The 19,377-nt window shown below is 65.5% G+C and carries 19 protein-coding genes; 9 read left to right on the forward strand and 10 right to left on the reverse strand.

Translation table 11 applies throughout. The annotated features are described in order from the left end of the window. Nucleotides 1–825, forward strand: an 825-nt coding sequence (locus IU459_RS35095; RefSeq protein ID WP_195133904.1) for an IPT/TIG domain-containing protein, incomplete at its 5' end; no start/stop codon positions are given. Between the two features lie 91 nt (nt 826–916). Here the strand turns inward: IU459_RS35095 and IU459_RS35100 are convergent. Continuing rightward, nucleotides 917–1,231 (reverse strand): WXG100 family type VII secretion target, encoded by a 315-nt coding sequence (locus IU459_RS35100; RefSeq protein WP_195133905.1) that lies wholly within the window; start codon nt 1,229–1,231, stop codon nt 917–919. A gap of 75 nt (nt 1,232–1,306) precedes the next feature. On the opposite strand from IU459_RS35100, the gene IU459_RS35105 reads away from it, so the two are divergent. Both IU459_RS35105 and IU459_RS35110 read left to right on the forward strand, forming a co-directional pair. After that, on the forward strand, nt 1,307–3,016 hold the full coding sequence (locus IU459_RS35105) for an alpha/beta hydrolase (RefSeq protein WP_324199148.1): 1,710 nt from the start codon (nt 1,307–1,309) through the stop codon (nt 3,014–3,016). Between the two features lies 1 nt (nt 3,017). Then, nucleotides 3,018–3,584, forward strand: a complete 567-nt coding sequence (locus tag IU459_RS35110) for an LppA family lipoprotein (protein ID WP_195133906.1) — start codon at nt 3,018–3,020, stop codon at nt 3,582–3,584. Nucleotides 3,585–3,881: 297 nt separating this feature from the next. Here the strand turns inward: IU459_RS35110 and IU459_RS35115 are convergent, their stop codons facing one another. Genes IU459_RS35115 through IU459_RS35125 form a run of 3 tightly spaced genes read right to left on the reverse strand, consistent with a single transcriptional unit; the run spans nt 3,882 to nt 6,219 of the window. Beyond that, nucleotides 3,882–4,655 carry an ESX secretion-associated protein EspG gene (locus tag IU459_RS35115; RefSeq protein ID WP_195133907.1) on the reverse strand — a complete coding sequence of 258 codons (774 nt, stop codon included), beginning with the start codon at nt 4,653–4,655 and terminating at the stop codon, nt 3,882–3,884. 11 nt (nt 4,656–4,666) lie between these two features. Beyond that, entirely contained in the window at nt 4,667–5,992 is a 1,326-nt protein-coding gene (locus IU459_RS35120; protein WP_195133908.1) for a hypothetical protein, read from the reverse strand. Further along, on the reverse strand, nt 5,992–6,219 hold the full coding sequence (locus IU459_RS35125; RefSeq protein ID WP_195133909.1) for a hypothetical protein: 228 nt from the start codon (nt 6,217–6,219) through the stop codon (nt 5,992–5,994). The genes IU459_RS35120 and IU459_RS35125 overlap by 1 nt, the downstream gene beginning before the upstream one ends. 367 nt (nt 6,220–6,586) lie before the next feature. Between IU459_RS35125 and IU459_RS35130 the strand changes: the two genes are divergently transcribed. Continuing rightward, nucleotides 6,587–7,438, forward strand: a complete 852-nt coding sequence (locus tag IU459_RS35130) for a glycosyltransferase family 2 protein (RefSeq protein ID WP_195133910.1) — start codon at nt 6,587–6,589, stop codon at nt 7,436–7,438. 101 nt (nt 7,439–7,539) lie between these two features. On the opposite strand, the gene IU459_RS35135 is transcribed toward IU459_RS35130, so the two are convergent. Continuing rightward, the gene (locus IU459_RS35135; protein ID WP_195133911.1) at nt 7,540–8,184 is read right to left on the reverse strand and encodes a dihydrofolate reductase family protein; all 645 of its coding nucleotides are present in this window, start codon (nt 8,182–8,184) and stop codon (nt 7,540–7,542) included. Nucleotides 8,185–8,242: 58 nt separating this feature from the next. On the opposite strand from IU459_RS35135, the gene IU459_RS35140 reads away from it, so the two are divergent. Then, nucleotides 8,243–8,773, forward strand: coding sequence for a winged helix-turn-helix transcriptional regulator (locus IU459_RS35140; protein ID WP_195133912.1), 531 nt, complete (start codon nt 8,243–8,245; stop codon nt 8,771–8,773). Nucleotides 8,774–8,825: 52 nt separating this feature from the next. Then, complete coding sequence (locus tag IU459_RS35145) at nt 8,826–9,152, forward strand: hypothetical protein (RefSeq protein ID WP_195133913.1); 327 nt, start codon at nt 8,826–8,828, stop codon at nt 9,150–9,152. Between the two features lie 27 nt (nt 9,153–9,179). Here IU459_RS35145 and IU459_RS35150 read toward each other — a convergent pair whose 3' ends face one another. The 4 genes from IU459_RS35150 to IU459_RS35165 all read right to left on the reverse strand — a co-directional run bounded on the left by IU459_RS35150 (nt 9,180) and on the right by IU459_RS35165 (nt 11,301). After that, entirely contained in the window at nt 9,180–9,563 is a 384-nt protein-coding gene (locus IU459_RS35150; RefSeq protein WP_195133914.1) for a hypothetical protein, read from the reverse strand. A 15-nt stretch (nt 9,564–9,578) separates the two neighbouring features. Beyond that, nucleotides 9,579–10,103 carry a DUF3558 domain-containing protein gene (locus IU459_RS35155; protein ID WP_195133915.1) on the reverse strand — a complete coding sequence of 175 codons (525 nt, stop codon included), beginning with the start codon at nt 10,101–10,103 and terminating at the stop codon, nt 9,579–9,581. Nucleotides 10,104–10,219: 116 nt separating this feature from the next. Further along, nucleotides 10,220–10,429, reverse strand: a complete 210-nt coding sequence (locus IU459_RS35160; RefSeq protein WP_195133916.1) for a DUF397 domain-containing protein — start codon at nt 10,427–10,429, stop codon at nt 10,220–10,222. Then, the gene (locus IU459_RS35165; RefSeq protein WP_195133917.1) at nt 10,429–11,301 is read right to left on the reverse strand and encodes a helix-turn-helix domain-containing protein; all 873 of its coding nucleotides are present in this window, start codon (nt 11,299–11,301) and stop codon (nt 10,429–10,431) included. The genes IU459_RS35160 and IU459_RS35165 overlap by 1 nt, the downstream gene beginning before the upstream one ends. A 283-nt stretch (nt 11,302–11,584) precedes the next feature. Here IU459_RS35165 and IU459_RS35170 point away from each other — a divergent pair, with 283 nt between their 5' ends. The 3 genes from IU459_RS35170 to IU459_RS35180 all read left to right on the forward strand — a co-directional run bounded on the left by IU459_RS35170 (nt 11,585) and on the right by IU459_RS35180 (nt 12,986). Next, nucleotides 11,585–11,908 (forward strand): hypothetical protein, encoded by a 324-nt coding sequence (locus IU459_RS35170; protein ID WP_195133918.1) that lies wholly within the window; start codon nt 11,585–11,587, stop codon nt 11,906–11,908. Between the two features lie 3 nt (nt 11,909–11,911). Beyond that, the gene (locus IU459_RS35175; protein ID WP_195133919.1) at nt 11,912–12,229 is read left to right on the forward strand and encodes a hypothetical protein; all 318 of its coding nucleotides are present in this window, start codon (nt 11,912–11,914) and stop codon (nt 12,227–12,229) included. A gap of 94 nt (nt 12,230–12,323) precedes the next feature. Continuing rightward, complete coding sequence (locus tag IU459_RS35180) at nt 12,324–12,986, forward strand: hypothetical protein (RefSeq protein WP_195133920.1); 663 nt, start codon at nt 12,324–12,326, stop codon at nt 12,984–12,986. A gap of 209 nt (nt 12,987–13,195) precedes the next feature. On the opposite strand, the gene IU459_RS35185 is transcribed toward IU459_RS35180, so the two are convergent. Next, nucleotides 13,196–19,372, reverse strand: a complete 6,177-nt coding sequence (locus IU459_RS35185; RefSeq protein WP_324199149.1) for an IPT/TIG domain-containing protein — start codon at nt 19,370–19,372, stop codon at nt 13,196–13,198. Nucleotides 19,373–19,377 lie beyond the last annotated feature (5 nt).

A 19,377-nucleotide genomic window follows, 5' to 3' on the forward strand; every position in this document is an offset into this window, starting at 1 on the left:
GTTTCGCCCGCCGGAACAGGGACCGTGCAGGTCACCGCCACCACCCCGGGCGGAACCAGCAACGGCGTCGCCTTCACCTTCATCCCAGTTCCCGCTCTCACCACTGCGGTCCCCAACTCGGGACCGGATGCGGGTGGCACGACGGTTGTCCTGACCGGAACGGATCTGACCGGAGCTACCGCGGTCAGTTTCGGTGCGACACCGGCGGCTTCGTTCACGGTCGACTCCGCAACCCAGATCACGGCAGTCTCCCCCGCCGGAACAGGGACCGTGCAGGTCACCGCCACCACCCCGGGTGGGACCAGCAACGGCGTCGCCTACACCTTTATCCCGGCCCCCGCTCTCACCACTGCGGTTCCCAACTCGGGACCGGATGCGGGTGGCACGACGGTTGTCCTGACCGGAACCGACCTGACCGGAGCAACAGCCGTCAGTTTCGGTGCGACACCGGCGGCCTCGTTCACGGTCGACTCCGCGACCCAGATCACGGCAGTCTCCCCCGCCGGAACGGGAACCGTGCAGGTCACCGCCACCACCCCGGGTGGGACCAGCAACGGCGTCGCCTACACCTTTATCCCGGCCCCCGCTCTCACCAGCGCGGCTCCGAATTCGGGCGCGGCAGCCGGTGGCACGACGGTCGTTCTCACCGGAACGGATCTGACGGGAACTACGGCAGTCGATTTCGGTGCGACACCGGCGGCCTCGTTCACCGTCGACTCCGCGACCCAGATCACGGCAGTCTCCCCCGCCGGAACGGGAACCGTGCAGATCACCGCCACGACAGGAGGTGGGACCAGTAACGGCGTCGCCTTCACCTTCATCTGACAGGTGATTCGGCTGGGCCGTCGGCACGTTGTGCCGACGGCCCAGTCTCGTATCCGTGGCGCTGTTCGAACCGAAGAATCGATTTACCGATTCAGAGGTCGAGGCTGGACGATTGCGACGTCAGCTGGGTACTTCTCGCTTCGTCCTGCGACTGGAGCTTGTTGGCCGCGGTGGTCAGCGATTCCGAAAGCTCGCCGAGGTTCTGTCGCAACATGTTCCGGCGGCCTTCCAGATAGGTGGTGAACCGTCCGAACGCGGTCGCCGCCGCTTCCTTCCATCCGTCGCGGCTGTCGGCGATCGCTTGATCGACCTCCCGGAGCTTCGTGCCCGAGTCCTCGAACAGAACATCGAGCCGACCGGCCGCACTACGTAGCAGTTCAGGATCGACAGATACGGAATCGGCCATCGAACACCCCCTGTGTCTAGCGAATACGCGTAACTGCCCGCTACGATACCGGTCAGCACAAGCGATGCGATTTCTATGGGGGGACGCTGGTCGATGCTGTTACCGGACATCCGTTGGTGGAACGAAGTCGCGCTGGAGATGCTCGAAACGTCGCTGTCCCGCCGTCTCACCACGCTGGAAGACATCGACAAACAGCTCGCGGACATCGGCAAGCTCCCCGGCTGGCAAGGCGAAGCAGCGGACGCGGCGCACCGCAGGTTCACCGTCACCGCCGACCAGCTCACCGACGAAGCCGCGGCGCTCGGCGCGGTTCGAGAATTGACGAAACAGACCAGGGAAGCCGTCAAGCACCTGAAGGCGACCTTGGCCACAATCGACCAGACCGCCGCCGCGCACGGTCTCGAAGTCTGGGATAACGGCCACGTCACCATCGCCGACCAGCCCAACGCGCCCGGCTCGGCGTCGGTGGAGGCCTTGCGCCTGGAGCTGATCGACGCCGCGCGCGCGGTCATGCGCCAAGCCGACGACATCAACGCCGACGCGGCCGCGGTACTGAACAAGGCCGCCGACGGACAGATCGACGACAAAGACGCCACGGACGTGGCCGCGGCCTCCACCGCCGGCGCATCCCAAGGCGGACTGACCGCCCCCGCTCCCCCGGAAAACGCGACTCCACAGCAGAACAAGGAGTACTGGGATGCGATGGACGAACAACAGCGCCGCGAAGTCATCGAGCAGCACCCCGAATGGATCGGCAACCGGGACGGCATACCGTCCATGGCCCGCCACGAAGCGAACGTCAACCGTATCGATGACGAACGCACTCGGTTGACGCAGGAGCGCGACAGACTGCGCGAGGAGCTGAAAGACGCTCCCGACGGGTCCAGGTACCCGAATGCGCCTGATCCGTATGGGAAGGAGAAGGCGGAATTGGCTGGTGTCGAGGCGAAGCTGAAGGATCTCGACGCGATCGAGGGCATCTTGAAAGAACATCCGCTCGACCTGGCAGACCCGGATAAGGGTGCGCGCCTGCTGTTGCTGGATATGCACTCGGGAGAGAAAGGGATGGCCGCAGTCGCTATCGGCGACCCTGACAACGCGGACCACATTTCGGTCGCCACGCCCGGCGTCTCGACAACGGTGCAGTCGCTGGGCGGGATGACCCGCGAGGCGGAGACATTGCAGGAAGAGGCGAGGGACCAACTGAGCCTGGCGGGCCGTTCTGGCCAGAGAGTGGCGTCGATCGCTTGGCTCGGGTATGAACCACCGCCGGAGATCGGACCGGAGGCGGCGAGCTCCGATCGGGCGAAGGAAGGTGCTCCAAAGCTGGCGAACTTCTTCAGCGGTCTGGATGCGGCCTCTAACAAATCCGATCCGCATATCACGGCGTTGGGCCACTCCTACGGGTCTTATACTACGGCGCTCGCGTTGCAGGATCCTGGCCCCGGCCAGCCGGTCGACGATGTTGTCTTCTATGGCTCACCGGGCATCAACGCCGATGACGAGCCGGATCTTGGTCTGCCACAGGGCCATGGCTTTGTGATGCGCGCACCTGACGACCCGATCACGTGGGCTGATGGCACCGGCATATTCGGCCCTGATCCCGTGACGACAAAACTGGAACAACTCTCTGTCGCGGAAGCGACGACAAGCGACGGCGTCCATCGCGAGGACTCGAACGGCCACAGCGAGTATCCACGGCCGAGCGCGAATGGCGAACTTCGCACAGCGGGATACAACATGGCCGTGATCGTCGCCGGACTGCCGGAATGGGCGGTGCGCTGAGATGTCGAAGCGTCTACGAATACTCGCGTCGATCGTCGGCGCAGCAATCCTGAGCGGATGTGGAAGCAACTTGGACGACCCCGACCACCCGGTGACCAAAGATGAGATCGCGCACGCCGAGGCCATGATGCGGCAATTGCCGTCTGTGGAGGCCACCGAGCAACAACTCGCAGCGATAGTCCGGCAGATCGCAGATGCGGCGAAAGTCATTGTGCCTGAACTTGACTGGCGCACCGACGCCAATCGAGGCATAGGGACGCTCGGCTGCCCATCCCCATATCTCGAGACCGATGGGGTATCGATGACCACTGACCGCCTCATCTCATCTGTGCCGATTGCCGACAGCCAGTGGGCCAGCGTCCTGAATATCGCGCGCGACATAGCGGCACAAAACGGCATAACATCGCTCACCGTTCGCGCCGACGTGCCCGGACGACACGACGTAGTACTGCACTCCCCCGACAACGGTAACGAAATTAAACTCGGCACTTACAAAGCCGCTCTCATTACCGGCTCAACAGGCTGCCGCTACCGCGAAGAAGACCTCCGGCAGCAGCCCGGAAACTGATCAGCCGGGCGGCTCGATCCATGTCGACAACTACCTGGCCAGTGCCCTCGATCGCGATCGAGGGCACTGCCGCTTGCGCCGATCCTCGTATTGGCCCGCTCGGGTCCATGAACGCCGCTCCCGGGTCGGTTCCGGCCATGGCATTAGGCGGCCCCGACCAACCAGTCGCGCAGCTGCACATCGTCGCTGAGCCCGATCGTCTGAACTAAGCCCCAGTTCTCCTGATGGTTCGGCGCGAGGCTTGTTCAGGCCCCGGTATCGGTCGAACACTCGATACCTCCCGCCCCGCAGTGACGGTCAATAAGGTAGGTGGACCCCGTCGCGTACTTCGGTGATGGTCCGGTTGATCATCTGCTGCAGAGTGGTGGCGATGCGTTCATTGGTGGTGGGTTTGACGGTCAGCGTGTCGGTGCCGAAGGTGACGTAGCGGCCGTCCTCTTCGACGTCGTTGATCTGGAAGTCCTTGCGGCCCTGGGTGTGGCGATTGTCGACGCTGCCCATCGCGTAGACGCCGACGTGGCCGATCAAGGTCATCGCGCGGGTGAAGAACCGCTCGAACTCCTCCCGTGGTGTCGGCCGCCAGGCGTCGCGGACAGGCGGCCGTGGGCGTTCCAGTTCCTCGGACGTGACTTGCAGTTGCTTGCCGTGTCCCGCAGCGCGGGCGGGGAGCACGTCGACCACCGTCCGTGCCACTTCACCGGCGGGAAGCAGCGTCAGCACGACGTCACCGCCTTGTTCCGGGTCCGGACCCGGCTCTTGCACCGCGACCGCCCCGTGCTGGTAATGCACTCCGGCATGCGCACGCAACCTGCGGTCGCGCCGGGCGCCGACAAAGGCGGCCAGTTCCACCCGCGCCTCCGGCGCCAGCAGCACTTCCACCGCACGCAGCAGATCGTCATCGATGCGCGGTTGCAACGACCGCGCCGCCGCCTGCCGCAACCGCAGACTCTCCGACCGGAACTCGGTCGTGTACTGGTGCCGCAGTGGATAGGGCAGCACGTCCCGTCCGGTGGACTCCCACAGAGTCCGGAATTCGAGCCCGGCGAACCGCCAGCTCCGCACTTCAGGCATGGGAAATGTCCTTACGATGCCGGGTTGTCGCCGATGACCGGCGGCACCGTCCTGGGCAGGTCCTCCAGCCCGGTGAGCTCATTGCCGTGTTCCTGCGTGATCAGGTAGTCGGGAATGCCCTTGCTGGATTCGTCATCGGACTTGCCGCCGCGCGCACCGGGCGCCATCCCGCCCGGCATGCCGCCCATGCCGGGCCGGCCGGACGGGCTTCCCGACCGCGACGCGGCCGGGACAGCTCCGTTCGGGTTCGGTGTGCCAGGACGCCCGGAAGGCGGCACGGAAACACCCGGCGCGCCGGGACCGGTGGGACTCCCAGGACTTCCGGGGCTGCCCGGCGTGCTGAGATTCGGGCTGCCGGGAGTGCCCGGGGTACCAGGCGTGGTGGAGGCGGGTGTGGTCGAAGCCGGTGTGGTAGACGCCGGATCGGTGCTGGTGGACTGCGGTGTCCCCGCCGGGTTATCCGTGGACTGGGTGCTCGAAGGAGTGGTCGAGTCGGTGGGCGAGTCGGTGCCGGTAGGGTCCGAGCTGGGAGACGTTGCGCCCGACGGGTTTCCGCTACCGGTATTGGTGCCCCGAGGATTGGTACCGCCCGGGTCGGTGCCACCTGGATTCGTGACAGGATTCGGACGCGGAATCACCGGCACATTGGTATCGGACTCCATCACGACCGGCGCGTACACGGTGCGCAGCACCCGCAGCGCCTCGGCCTTCGCATTGTGCTGGGCCACATCGTCGTTGCGCCAGCCACGCCCGGCCACCCAGGCACGGACGTTGTCCACTCCGCTGCGATGATCCGGCGCGTGTGGGACCAGCTGCACGGTGGGCTCCAACCCCGTCCGCAATTCGGCTAGTTTGCTGCCGGTCAGACGAGCCGCATTCGTGACCTGCTCACCCTGGGCGGCGTAGTCGCGGACCGCGCTTGCCGCCGCGTCGCGCGCCGCACCGCGCCAGACACTCTCGTCGGTTCCCCGCGCCATTGCGGTGGTGAATTCGGTCAGAGAATTATGGTTGCGGTCAGCGATGTTGTTCCAGGCACCGATCAGGTCGTTGACCGCGGCCAAGCCGATTTGATCGACTTTGTGACGCAACGTGGCAACGTCGTGCTTTTCGAACTCATCCGCATCGAGCACTTCCCTGGGCCGGAATTCTCCCTGGAAGCCCAGGCCGGCCGCCCCGCTGCGGACGTTGTCGCGCTGTCGGTTGTATGTGTCCTGCACCGCGAACGGATCGACGTCGGGCCGCAACTCTTCACCGGAAATCCAGTTGGTGACGTTGCGGACCACCGTCGAACCCAGATCGGAGTTGAAGACCTGCAGGCTACTGAATGGGTTGCCCATCAACGCACCTGCTCGATGGCATTCGTGATCGGGACCGCGTTGTCGACATCCTGACCGGTGATGCGCTGGAACGAGATCGCCATGGCCTTACGCATGTTCACGGTCCGGAATTCCCATGCGGGGTTGAAGAGTGCCGCCGCAGCCGTGCTGGTGCTCGTGCTGGGCGGCCCGTCCGGTGTGCCCCCGCCCCCGACGGCACTCGATGCATGCGCGAACCCCGGCAGCATCAACGTGATTCGACGACACATCCCCACCCTCTCGCCCCCTGACGTCTCGAGTTGCGCTAACAGTAGCAGACGACCAGCAGGCTCTCACTGATACGCGTCTCCAGCAACCTGGCACATCTGGCCCGAAGTGCTGTGAAAGCTCACGTGATAGACACCGTATATCTGTGACGATCACCATGATCGAGTTACTGCACAAAGATATTTCGCAGTCAAGCCTGTACATTTCGGACTCCCGTCAGTGCCGACGGCTGAGTACTTTTCGATTCACACCGACATCCGAGAGCCGCCACGTGCAGTCACGACAAATCATGTCTTCCTGATCGGCATGCTCTCCGATGTCTCCCGGCACACCTGGAGCTATACGCCGATGAGCAATCCCCCCACGACGCCAGTCCTGTCCGTCGTGATCCCCGCATTGAATGAAGCGGCGGGCATCGTCCACACACTGGACCGCCTCGCCGCGCAGGACTCGATCCACGAGATCATCGTGGTCGACAACGGCAGTACCGACGGCACCCGCCGGATCGTCGCCGAATACTCGATCAATCAGCCGAAGGTCGTACTCATCGAGGAACTCCGAAGGGGAGTCGCCCGCGCGCGAAACACCGGATTCGACAAGGCGCGTGGCGATTTCATCGGACGGACCGACGCCGACACCCTGGTCGCACCGGACTGGGGCGAGGTCATCACGCGACACCTGACCGAGCACCCCGACACCGCGGCGGTCACCGGCATCACGACCTACTACGACTCACCCGTCGGCTTCTTCCTCGAATTCGGCTACTACCTGCAGCAACGCCGTGGCAAACTCGGCGGCCGGGTCGGCAATATGCACGGGCCGAACATGGCCATTCGCCGAACGGCGTGGGAGAAGGTCCGCACGGAAACAACGACCCGGCCGGATGTGATCGACGATCTGGACCTGGCGCTGTGCCTGACGAAGAACGACCTGGTCATCGACCAACTGACGCACATGCGCGCCGAGACCTCCGCCCGCCGCCGCAGAACGAGCCCGCGCCGCTGGTGGGGTTTCCAGCTGGCCGGTCTGCGCACCATCACCAGCCAGGGATACACGGTGCACCCGTTCCACCGCGCCGTCATCGTCGGCGCGTGGCTGACCCACACCATCCAGTGGCCGATCTACCGGCTGTGGGACTTCGATCGACGGCGCTTCACACTCCGGCCGAACGCGGCCCGGGAATTCCCGCTCTCGAACTGAAGCTTTGCCGCACAGGCCGCCCGCCGACACCGCCGGGCGGCCGAATGCCCTGATCCGCATCCGCCCACCGTGGCACCTGCGTTCCACGGTCGCGCGATCGGTCACCGTCGCCAGAAGAAGTGATGCACCACCCCGCTCGGGCTCGGGATCTGCTCCAGATGGAAACGGTCGGCGAGTTCGTCGGGACTCGTCCACAACCGTTCACCACGGCCGAGTTCGGCCGGCGCGACGACGATGTGCATCGTGTCGATGAGGTCGGCGTCGAGGAACTCCCGGACCGTCGCGACGCCGCCGCCGATTCGCACATCCTTGCCCTCGGCGGCGGCGAAAGCCTGCGTCAGCGCGTCCTTCGGAGACGCGTCGAGGAAATGGAACGTGGTGTCCCCCAGGGCGATCGAGGGCCGCTCATGATGAGTGAGGACGAACACCGGGGTGTGGAACGGCGGTTCGTCGCCCCACCATCCCTGCCAGTCGTAGTTCTCCCATGGCCCGCGTTGCGGACCGAATTTGTTGCGGCCCATGATCTCGGCGCCGATGTTGTTGGTGAAGTCGCGGGTGCAGTAGTCGTCGAGGCCGTAGGTTCCCCCGGGATCGGTCCGGGTGGGCCAGTGAGCGGTGGCGCCCGCCCAGAACATGAGCGCCGCCGGATCGGCGTGGCCGAACGGGCGCTCGAGGCTTTGCCCCTCCCCGGCACCGTATCCATCGCTGGACACGGTGAAGTTCTGAACGCGCACCAGCTGTGTCATCTGAAGTCCTTTCTGATTGCAATCTGCAATCGGTTTGCAATTTACCTAGACTGATCCCATGGCGCAACCAGTTGCTCGAGACAAGCTGCCGGTGGCCCCGGGCAAGTCGGGCTGTCCGATCAATATGACGATCGAGCTGCTCGGGGACCGATGGAGCCTGATCGTCCTGCGGGACATCATGTTCGGCGGCAAGACCCACTTCCGCGAACTGCTCGCCGCTTCCATCGAGGGCATCGCGTCGAACATGCTGGCGAGCCGCCTCGCGAAACTCGTCGACGCGGGCCTGCTCACCCGCGACGACGATCCGAGCCACCGCCAGAAGGTCGAATACCACCTCACCGAGGCGGCGATCCAGCTCGTCCCGGTGATGGCCCAGCTGGGCGCGTGGGGCGCACGCTGGCTGGACACGGCACCGGAACTGACCGTACGAGCCGAACTGCTGGCGTCGGGCGGTCCCCCGCTCTGGGCGCGATTCATGGATGAACTCCGCGCCACCCACCTGGCCGGAGCGCCGATACCCACAGATGGCGTGCTCGCGGAGCTGACCGCCGCATATCACGAGGCAGCAGGACACGAAACAACGGGATAGACCGCGTACCACCGAGAAATTCAGTGCCGACCGCCGGCGGCCGGACAGCTCCTTGGTCGCACCGTGCTCGACGCGGTCCAGCACGGCGGAGACGTTCCGAGATGCCGCGGCGGCCGTTCTCGGCAGGCTGCGACGCGAGGTCAGCGGCCGAGCGACGCTGAGCGAGGTCGAGACCGCCAGAGTACTGTTCCTGTGCGAGTTGGCGTTCGGCAGTGACTTGTTCGGTGCGGGCATCGAGTTCCAGATTGTCAATCCGATACGCGATGCGGAAGCGATTACGCTCCTGCGCTCGCTGCAACGAAAGCTGTACACACGCGCCGGAGCGAAGGCACTGTTCGAGCCGGAGTTGTACGCACCCGAGGAAGGCACGGGCTCCTAGCGCTCAGCGACCGGATGCGGCTGCACATCAGCCTTGCTGGTCGGTGGTATTCGCGATCTGGGTGGCGTTCTCGATGTCTTGGCCGGTGATGCGCTTGAAGGAGATCGCCATGACTTCGCGCATGTTCTTCACGGTCTCGATCTGTTCGAGGATTACGTGGTCGATCGAGTTGGCTTCGCCGGTAGCCTGTTTCAGGAACTTACTTTCCAGGGCGCGGGCCATCTCGAAATCGCCGAAACCGGAGACATTTTGCGCATCTTGTGCCGCGATCGCAAGGTCTTGGAGATCGGCTATGTGCTTGTCGCATGCTTTCGCGCAGTGATATGCCGCGTTCGCATCATCGAAGTACAGTTCCCCCGCCCGAGCTTGGCCTACCAACCGACTCCACAGCGTCGCGTTGTCCTCGCTCATATGATCCCTCCCTGATCAACGTGGTAGCACAGGCACAATCGACTCGCCGACTCGAGACAGGGTCGTGCACGGATCTTCGTGATTGTCGAGACCTGCCAAGTTGGATATCCGCAACTGCACGACACCTTGAGATGCGGGGAACAACACATCACAGAGCAGATCCTTGGAAGCCCCTTCGACCTTGAACTGCCGACCCACCCGGCCCGCAACTGTGACGTCCTGGAACTCGACATTCCCGGGCTTATTTTCGAACTCGGACACGGTACGCGCGGTCGAGAATACAGTCATGGAGTAGCGGCTGCCCTTCCATCGACAGATCTCCCAGCCGGACTGATCTACTCCGGCCACGCCATGGTCTTCAGTACCTGGGTCAACCCCAGCAGACTTCAAGGCAGCATCGGGAATTCCTGTGCAAGGGTCGAACAATGCCTTGGCCGCGGGGGTACTGGTAGTCGGCGAACCGTTCGTGGTGTCCCCACACGCCACGGCACCGGACACAAGCAGGGAACCGAGCAGCACCAATGCGATTCGACGACTCATCCCCACCCTCTCGACCCGTAACGACTCAGGCTGCGCCAACAGTAGCAGACGACGGCATCGGACCCTGGTACAGAAGGACCGAGGCCGCCACCTGCTCGTGACGCGGTCCGACTGGGTCAGGCGGGACCGGCGAATTCGTTCTCCTGCACACCCGCAGCGAAGGCGTCCCACGCGCCTGGCGTGAAGACCAGCGCCGGACCTGCCGGGTTCTTCGAATCACGGACACCGACGTGACTGCCCTCGAGCCACGCGACTTCGACACACGCATCCGCTTCGCCACTGCGGACAGACTTGAACCACTTCGCTCCGGATAGGTCGATGATCATTATTCGTATCTCCTCGCAATGTTCCTGAGCAGGTCTCTCGATGGTTGTTCTTGCAATGCAGCACCACTGATGGCTTCGTGAATCCCCCGAAAGCGGTTTACGTCGTCGTCCTCCTCGAAGATCATTGTTCCTATTGCGCCTTCGGTGTAGACGACAGACGGCTCGTTGTGCGGGAAGCCGATGATGATGTACGGCGGTATCGCCAGCCCTCCGGGGAAACCAGCAGTAAACGGAACGACTCGGATCGAGACGTTGTCTCGCGTACCCATGTCGGCCAGATGACGATATTGCGAAGACATGATTCGATCGGAGCCGACAACGGTACGCAGCGCCGACTCATGCAACAGGAATTCTGCTCGCATCGGCTTGTGCCTTCGGGTAAGGATTGCTGATCGTTGTATTCTCCCTTCCACGAGCCGATCGACCTCTTCCGAAGTGCCCATCGGAGCAGATGCTCCCACACTGCGAGCGTAGTCAGGAGTCTGCAACAGCCCTGGTATGACGAGTGATTGGAAGAAGTGCAGTTCGGTTGCCGCAGCCTCCAATTGGAGATACGTGTTGAATCCCGGCCGGACCAGGTTCTGGAAGTCCTCCCACCAGACACGCGCATTAGATTGCGTTACAAGCAATTTCAGATACTCGATTCGGTCCTCAGGCAGCCCGTAGAACTGACATATGTAATCCACTTCCCGAGCCTTGACCTTTTCGTTCTGGCCGAGTTCGAGCCGACTCAACGTCGAGCGACTGATGTCCAGAACTTCGGCTACCTGTTCGAGGGTGTAGCCGTGTGCCTGCCGCGCGTCGCGCAGCGCTCGGCCCAGCTGGCGATGCTGCAGCGTCGTCCTGCGCGCGTCTGACTTGGTACCCACCATTCCGTGTTCCTCCCCTGCTTCCCACGTTGTGACCTGTGTTTTCTCACGGCGAGAGTCTCCGTGCGCCGAACTCAGGAAGCTTCCAGGGCATACACACCGATTGCCGCGCACCGGCCGTTTCGAGCCTCGCTTCGTGAGTACGCCCGCAGCATATGCGCATGCCCGAGCAACACGGAAGACAACTCGAGACCATGACGAATTTCCGACTGCCACAACGGACTATGTCCGGCGGCTGGGTACAACCGAAGTCGGTAGGGTTCGTGCGGGATAGGGCGGCGGGGCGGTGAACCGGGATTCCCTGCTCTATCCACCCCGGGTATGCGGACATGCGGATGTTCGGCTGGCCCACGCCCAGATGCAGGTGCATCGCGCCTGCCGTGTCCAGCGGTGTGTGTGGAAAGCGGCGGCCTATCACACGCTGGTGGCGGCGGGACGGCTGACACCCCAGACACTCAGTCCTCGTGAACGCGCAGCCGCGCGGGGCATACCGTTCCCGCCCACCGACCAACTCGGCCCTGCCGACCCGCGACCAGCCGCGCGCACATTGCACGAAGTGCTGGAACGGCTGTCGGAACTGGCGACACCACCGGAACCGCTGCGGGGGTGAACGTTGCATCGGACCACGGTCGGCGACACCCACGCCGGATGGCGGTTGGTGGGGCATCGCATCGAGATCCTGTTCTTGCGCGACGAGCGCGACTCCACACCCGCCTACCGGCTACGCAACGACGGCAGCACGGTACCGGTCCCATTGGGCCAGTGTGGCTTTGTAGCTTTCGACGAACGCGCGTTACCAGATCTAGCCCAGGTACGGGAATGGTTCCCCCGCCACTTCCACCTCTGGGACGCCGTCCGCAAGCACTACTGGCAGGTGCTACTACCCACCCACGGCCCACCCACCACCGACCTCCCCGCCCCACCCCAGTAACCCACCCACGAGTGGCACATGGCTGCGGCAAAACGCGAGTAGACCCCTCCGTGGTGTGCCACTCGCAGCATGACGCCCTTGATCGAAGAGGAAAATGCCCAAACGACGAAACCAGCGGCGGCACAAGCGGAAAGCGTCGTCGCAGGCAGCGATGGCGCCCGCCATCCGGTATCCGCCGGATATCGAGATAGACGCGATCCTCGCCAGAATGATGGCCGAACGCAGCAGTGACGTGACAGACCCGGATGTCGACTCGATTCACTTCTGGGGATTCGCCTGCACCGACCAACCCGGTACCCAGGAGACGGCCCACACCGTGATCGTGCTGGATCCCGACGCCGAACGCTCCCCCATCCTGGACGCGGCCGAATGGCTGATCCGCAGATTCCCCGGCCGCCTGTGGGGGTTCGGGCTCGCCTACCGGACGATCGGCGAAATGTTCACCGGTCCGGGCGGCGTCCCGCAAGAGGCGATACAGGCGGCCGTGGCGGGCAGGCTGAGCGAACGCGCCGGAGCTGACGAAATGTACGCGGCAACCATCTTCGACGCCCGCGCACGCACCTACACGTCCCTCACCTACACCCACCTACCCGAACTCGGACCCACCCCCACCTGGGTCGATGACACCCGCGACAACACCGACGCCTGGATCGAATCGTTCGACCGACGCATCGTCGCCGCACACGCCTGGGCGGCGGCGATAACGCTGGACCCGAAGGCCAACCACGCGGCCATAGCCCGGCTCCGAACACCATGAGCGGAACTCGAATCCTGCCCCAGCTCAGGGTGGTTCGGGCTGATCGGCCGACTCGCAGCGCCGAACACTGCGCTTGCCGCGGTTCGGACGAGGCCAAGCACCGGCCACCGTCTGATGCGATCACCCTCGAGTCGACGCGAGCCGGTAGTCCACGACTCGCGACAGCCATTCCGTGTCACCCGACGGGCTCTCACCGCCATGGTGAGCGTCTATGTGTAGGTGTAGGAGACGCCGTTACTGGTGCCGCCCGGGGTGGTGACCGTGACGGCGCGTACGCCCGTCCCGGCAGGCACCGTGGCCCTGATCCGGGTGTCGGAGGTGACGGTGAACGCTGTCGCCGGAGTCGTGCCGAAACGCACCGCGGTCGCGCCGGTGAATCTCGTGCCGGTGAGGGTGATCATGTTCCCGCCTGCGGCGTGCCCATGGTTCGGACTGAGCTCGACGAGCGTCGGGGCGGGCAGGTAGGTGTAGACGACGCCGTTGCTGGTGCCGCCCGCGGTGGTGACGGTGACCGTCGCCTGTCCGGCGGTCCCGGCGGGGACGACGGCAGTGATCTGGGTTCCGGAGATCACCGTGAAGGAGGCCGCGGGGGTGGCGCCGAACTTCACGGCGCTCGCGCCGGTGAATCCCGTGCCGGTGAGCGTGACGGTGTTGCCGCCCGCTACCGGACCGGAGTTCGGGACCACCGAGGTCAGCGTCGGCGCGGCGACGTAGGTGTAGCCGACGCTGTTGCTGGTGCCGCCCGCGGTGGTGACGGTGACCGTGACCGCTCCGGCGGTCCCGGCGGGGATCACGGCGGTTATCTGGGAAGCCGAGACAACGGCGAAGGAAACAGCCGCCTTGGTGCCGAAACGGACGGCCGTGGTTCCGGTCAGGTTGGTCCCGGTGAGAGTGACGGTGTTGCCGCCGGTGGCGGGTCCCGCATTCGGGGAGACAGAGGTCAGCGTGGGCGCGGCGACATAGGTGTAGCCGACGCCGTTGCTGGTGCCGCCCGCGGTGGTGACGGCGACCGTGACCGCTCCGGCGGACCTGGGCGCCACGGCGGTGATCCGGGTGTCGGAGACCACGGTGTAGGAGGTCGCCGGTGTCGCGCCGAAGTGGACGGCGGTCGCGCCGGTGAATCCGGTGCCGTCGATCGTGACGGTGTTGCCGCCGGTGGTCGCCCCCGAGTTCGGGACAACCGCGGTAACCGTCGGCGCAGGCACGTAGGTGTAGAGGATCCCGTTGCCGATGCCGCCGGGTCCGGTCACCGTGACGGTTGCCGTCCCGGCGACCCCGGCGGGTACCACCGCCCTGATCTCGGCATCCGACACCACGACGAAGGAAGCCGCGTTCGCACCGAAGGTGACCGTGGTCGCATCGATGAATCCCGTTCCGGTGAGGGTGACGGTGTTGCCGCCCGCAGTGCGACCCGAGCTCGGGACCACCGAGGCGAGTGTGGGTGGCGGGACGTGGGCATAGAGGACCGGATTGCTCGTGCCACCGGCGGTGGTGACGGTGACGCCGACCGTCCCGCTTCCCGGAGCAGCAGTGGCGCTGATCGCGCTGTCGGAGACGACCGTGAACGCCGCGGACACCGCACCGAAACGCACCTCGGTCGCGCTGGTGAGATTCGTGCCGGTCAGGATGACCGTGTTGCCCCCGGTGTCCGGGCCGGAGTCCGGCACGACCGAGATCAGAGTGGGGGCCGGAACGTAGGCATAGGAGACGCCGTTGCTGGTGCCGCCCGTGGTCGTGACGGTGACCGCGGCTGTGCCAGTGCCCGCGGGAGCGACCGCGCTGATCTCGGTATCCGACACGACCGTGAAGGAAATCGCCGCTGTCCCATCGAATCCGACCGCGCTGGTCCTGGTGAATCCGGTGCCGGTCAGGGTGACGGCGTTGCCGCCGGTCTCCGGGCCGGAGTCGGGTTCGACGGAAGCGAGGGTCGGCGCCGGGACGAAGGTGTACAGGGCACCGCCACTGGAACCACCGACGGTCTTCACGGTCACGGCGGCCGTACCGGTGCGCGCCGGAGCGATCGCCCTGATCTCCGTATCCGATACCACCGTGAACGCAGGCGCTCCGGTCAGACCGAAGTTCACCTCAGTCGCGGTGGCGAACCCGGTGCCACTGACCGTGACGGTATTGCCACCGGTCTCCGGACCAGACGAATCAGCCACCGAGGCGAGCGTCGGCGCCGGAATGTAGGTATATGCCACCGGGTTGCTGACCCCGCCCGCCGTCGTGACCGTGACATCCACCGAGCCGATCCCGGCGGGCACGACGGCGCTGATCTCGGTATCCGACACCACGGTGAACGAAACCGCCGTGTTCGCGCCGAAGTCCACCGCGGTAGTCCCAGTGAATCCCGTTCCGGTGAGGGTGACGGTGTCGCCACCGGTCTCCGGACCGGAATCAGGGAGCACCGAGGTGAGTGTCGGTGTGGGGACGTAGGCGTACGAGACGCCGTTGCTGGTGCCTCCGGTGGTGGTGACGGTGACCGACGCCGTGCCGGTGCCCGCGGGGGCGACCGCGCTGATCTCGGTATCCGAGACCTCCGTGAAGGACACGGCTGGTGTCGCGTCGAAGAAGACAGCGGTGGCACCGGTGAGATCAGTGCCGGCCAGGGTGACGGTGTTGCCACCGGCATCCGGACCGGACTCGGGGACCACCGAGGCGAGAGTCGGCGACGGAATGAAGGTGTAGAGAACACCGTCGCTGGTACCACCGATGGTCGTGACGGTCACCGCGGCCGTACCGGCACCTACGGGAGCGACCGCCCTGATCTCGGCACCCGACACCACGGTGAACGACGTCGCCGGAGTAACGCCGAAGTTCACCGCAGTGGCGGTGCCGAACCCGGTGCCGGGCAAGACAACGGTATTGCCGCCGGTCTCCGGACCGGAATCGGGAACGATCGTGGCGACCGTGGGTGCCGGGACGTAGGTGTAGGGCACACCATTGCTGATGCCACCCGCCGTGGTGACGGTGACATTCACCGAACCGATGCCCGCGGGCACGACCGCGCTGAGCTCCGTATCCGACACCACGGTGAACGAAACGGCCGCAGTGCCACCAAAGTTCACCACGGTAGTCCCAGCGAATCCCGTGCCGGTCAGGATGGCCGTGTTGCCGCCCGTCTCCGGGCCGGAGTCCGGGGCCACCGAAGCCAGCGTGGGTGCCGGGACGTAGGCGTAGGTCACCGGGTTGCTGGCGCCACCGGTAGTAGTCACCGTGATCGAGGTTGTCCCGGTGCCCGCGGGAGCGACCGCAGTGATCTCGGTATCCGACACCACCGTGAACGACGCGGCTGGTGTCGCGCCGAAGGAGACCGCGTTCGCACCAGTGAGATTGGTGCCGGTCAGCGTGACAGTGTCGCCACCGGTCTCCGGGCCGGAATCGGGGGCCGCCATGGTGACGGCGGGCGCGGGGAGGTAGGTGTAGAGGACACCGTCGCTGGTACCGCCGATGGTCGTGACGGTCACCGCGGCCACACCGGTACGTGCGGGAGCAACCGCCCTGATCTCGGTACCCGACACCACCGTGAACGAGATCGCCGGAGTCAGACCGAAGTTCACCGCAGTCGCACCGGTGAAGTTCGTACCGGTGAGCGTCACGGTATTGCCACCGGCCTCCGGCCCGGACGCGGGAACGATCGTAGCGACGGTGGGTGCCGGGATATAGATGTAGGCCACGCCGTTGCTGATCCCACCCGCCGTAGCGACGGTGACATTCACCGACCCCGTCCCCGCGGGCACAACCGCACTGATCTCGGTATCCGACACCACCATGAACGAAATCGCCGTTTTCGAACCGAAATTCACGGTTGTCGCCCCGGTGAACCCGGTGCCGGTAAGGGTCGCCGTGTTGCCACCGGTTGCCGGGCCGGAGCCGGGAATTACCGAAGCCAGAGTGGGCGTCGGGACGTAGGCGTAAGTCAGTGGGTTGCTGGTACCGCCCGTGGTCGTAACCGTGATCGAGGTTGTCCCGGTCCCCGCGGGAGCGACCGCGGTGATCTCGCCATCCGACACCACCGTGAACGAAGTGGCTGGTGTCGCGCCGAATCTCACCGCCGTCGCACCGATGAATCCGCTGCCGATCAGGCGGACGGTGTTGCCACCGGCCTGCGGACCGGAGCCAGGGACCAGCGAGGCGAGGGTCGGCGCCGGAATATAGGTGTAGAGGACACCGTCGCTGGTGCCACCGACAGTCGTGACGGTCACCGCGGCCACATCGGTACGTGCGGGAGCAACCGCCCTGATCTCGGTACCCGACACCACCGTGAACGAGATCGCCGGAGTCAGACCGAAGTTCACCGCAGTCGCACCGGTGAAGTTCGTACCGGTGAGCGTCACGGTATTGCCACCGGCCTCCGGCCCGGACGCGGGAACGATCGTAGCGACGGTGGGTGCCGGGACATAGGTGTAGGCCACGCCGTTGCTGATCCCACCCGCCGTAGCGACGGTGACATTCACCGACCCCGTCCCCGCGGGCACAACCGCACTGATCTCGGTATCCGACACGATAGCGAACGATACTGCCGGTTGCGCACCGAAATTCACCGCCGTTGCGCCGGTGAACCCGGCACCGGTCAGGATGATCGTGTTACCGCCCGTCTCCGGACCGGAATCGGGGGCTACCGTGCTGAGGGTCGGTGCCGGGACATATGTGTAGGAGGCGCCGTTGCTGCTGCCACCCGGGGTGGTAATGGTGACGGCGACCGTGCCGGTCCCGGCAGGCACGACGGCACTGGTCTCGGTATCGGAGACCACCGTGAACGAAACGGCCGCTGTCCCACCGAAATCGACGGCACTGACCCCGGTGAATCCGGTGCCCCTCAGGGTGACGGTGTTGGCGCCGGAGGTGGGACCCTGGTTCGGGTCGACCGAGGTAAGGGCTGGGACTCCGAGGTAGGTATAGGGGACCTCGTTGCTGACGCCGAACTGATTGGCGACCGTGACCGGCACCGTTGCGGCGCCTGCGGGGACCACGGCTGTGATCTGCGTATCGGAGTCGACGGTGAAGGACGTCGCGGCGGTGGCGCCGAAATCCACTGCGAGAGTCCCGGTGAAGTTCTCGCCTTGGAGTACGACCGTGTTGCCACCCGCTTCGGGTCCCAGATCGGGGACCACTGCCAGCAGGGCGGGGGCACCGCCGTAGTTGTAGAGGACCTCGTTACTGGTACCGGTGGGCGAGACGACGGTGACCGGCACCGTACCGGTCCCGGCGGGGACGACGACGCTGATCTGGGTATCGGACAGGACGGTGAACGAGCCTGCCGCGACCGCACCGAACAGGACCGAGGTGGCACCGGTGAGGTTGACGCCGCTGAGGATCACGGTGTTGCCGCCCTCGACCGGACCCGCATCCGGGGCGGCCGAATCCAGGGTGGGGACGAGAACGTAGGTGTAGGAGACACCGTTGCTGGTGCCGCCGGTGGTGGTGGCCGTGACAGCGACCGTGCCGGTGCCCGCGGGGGCGACGGCGCTGATCTCGGTGTCGGAAACCACGGTGAAGGAGGTCGCTGGGGTGGCGCCGAAGGTAACCGTGGTCGTACCCGTGAGGTTGGCGCCGGTGATGGTGACGATATTGCCACCGGCATCCGGACCGGAGCCGGGGACGATCGCGGCGAGTGCCGGTGCCGGGATGTAGGTGTAGGAGACACCGTTGCTGGTGCCGCCCGGGGTTGTCAGGGTGACCGCGGCGGTGCCGGTCCCCGCGGGCGCGACCGCGGTGACCTCGGTGTTCGACACCACGGTGAACGAGGTGGCGGGTGTCGCGCCGAAGCGGACGGCGGTGGTTCGGGCGAGATCGGTACCCGTGAGAGTGACGGTGTTACCGCCGGTTTCCGGCCCGGAGTCGGGGTTCAGGGCGGCGAGGGTGGGTGCCGGGAGGAAAGCGTAAAGGACACCGTTGCTGCGGCCGCCGGTGGTGGTGACGTTGACCGCGGCTATGCCGGTACGCGCAGGAGCTACCGCGGTGACCTCGGTGTCCGAGACCACGGTGAACGACGTAGCCTGCGTCGTGCCGAAGCGCACGGCGAGGGTCCGCGTGAGGTTGGTACCCGTAATCGTGACAGTGTTTCCGCCCGTCTCCGGCCCGAAGCGCGGAGCAACACTGGTGAGGGTCGGCGGCGGGCCGTATCCGTAAGCCACCGCGTTGCTGGTACCACCCGTCGTGGTAACAGTGACCCCGACGATGCCAGCGGCACGCGCAGGGGCCACCGCGGTGACCTCGGTGTCCGAGACCACGGTGAACGACGTAGCCTGCGTCGTGCCGAAACGCACGGCGAGGGTCCGCGTGAGGTTGGTACCCGTAATCGTGACAGTGTTTCCGCCCGTCTCCGGCCCGAAGCGCGGAGCAACACTGGTGAGGGTCGGCGGCGGGCCGTATCCGTAAGCCACCGCGT

Origin of the sequence: Nocardia amamiensis, from assembly GCF_015477605.1 — a bacterium.
GTDB classification, from domain to species: domain Bacteria; phylum Actinomycetota; class Actinomycetes; order Mycobacteriales; family Mycobacteriaceae; genus Nocardia; species Nocardia amamiensis_A.

Bases quoted from the DNA above. Each gene is read 5' to 3' on its own strand.
- IU459_RS35140 (WP_195133912.1), top strand. From the start codon at position 8,243: ATGGCGCAACCAGTTGCTCGAGACAAGCTGCCGGTGGCCCCGGGCAAG.
- IU459_RS35105 (WP_324199148.1), top strand. From the start codon at position 1,307: ATGGGGGGACGCTGGTCGATGCTGTTACCGGACATCCGTTGGTGGAAC.
- IU459_RS35130 (WP_195133910.1), top strand. From the start codon at position 6,587: ATGAGCAATCCCCCCACGACGCCAGTCCTGTCCGTCGTGATCCCCGCA.
- IU459_RS35180 (WP_195133920.1), top strand. From the start codon at position 12,324: ATGCCCAAACGACGAAACCAGCGGCGGCACAAGCGGAAAGCGTCGTCG.
- IU459_RS35100 (WP_195133905.1), bottom strand. From the start codon at position 1,231: ATGGCCGATTCCGTATCTGTCGATCCTGAACTGCTACGTAGTGCGGCC.
- IU459_RS35150 (WP_195133914.1), bottom strand. From the start codon at position 9,563: ATGAGCGAGGACAACGCGACGCTGTGGAGTCGGTTGGTAGGCCAAGCT.
- IU459_RS35135 (WP_195133911.1), bottom strand. From the start codon at position 8,184: ATGACACAGCTGGTGCGCGTTCAGAACTTCACCGTGTCCAGCGATGGA.
- IU459_RS35165 (WP_195133917.1), bottom strand. From the start codon at position 11,301: ATGGTGGGTACCAAGTCAGACGCGCGCAGGACGACGCTGCAGCATCGC.
- IU459_RS35110 (WP_195133906.1), top strand. From the start codon at position 3,018: ATGTCGAAGCGTCTACGAATACTCGCGTCGATCGTCGGCGCAGCAATC.
- IU459_RS35155 (WP_195133915.1), bottom strand. From the start codon at position 10,103: ATGAGTCGTCGAATCGCATTGGTGCTGCTCGGTTCCCTGCTTGTGTCC.
- IU459_RS35125 (WP_195133909.1), bottom strand. From the start codon at position 6,219: ATGCTGCCGGGGTTCGCGCATGCATCGAGTGCCGTCGGGGGCGGGGGC.
- IU459_RS35160 (WP_195133916.1), bottom strand. From the start codon at position 10,429: ATGATCATCGACCTATCCGGAGCGAAGTGGTTCAAGTCTGTCCGCAGT.
- IU459_RS35120 (WP_195133908.1), bottom strand. From the start codon at position 5,992: ATGGGCAACCCATTCAGTAGCCTGCAGGTCTTCAACTCCGATCTGGGT.
- IU459_RS35115 (WP_195133907.1), bottom strand. From the start codon at position 4,655: ATGCCTGAAGTGCGGAGCTGGCGGTTCGCCGGGCTCGAATTCCGGACT.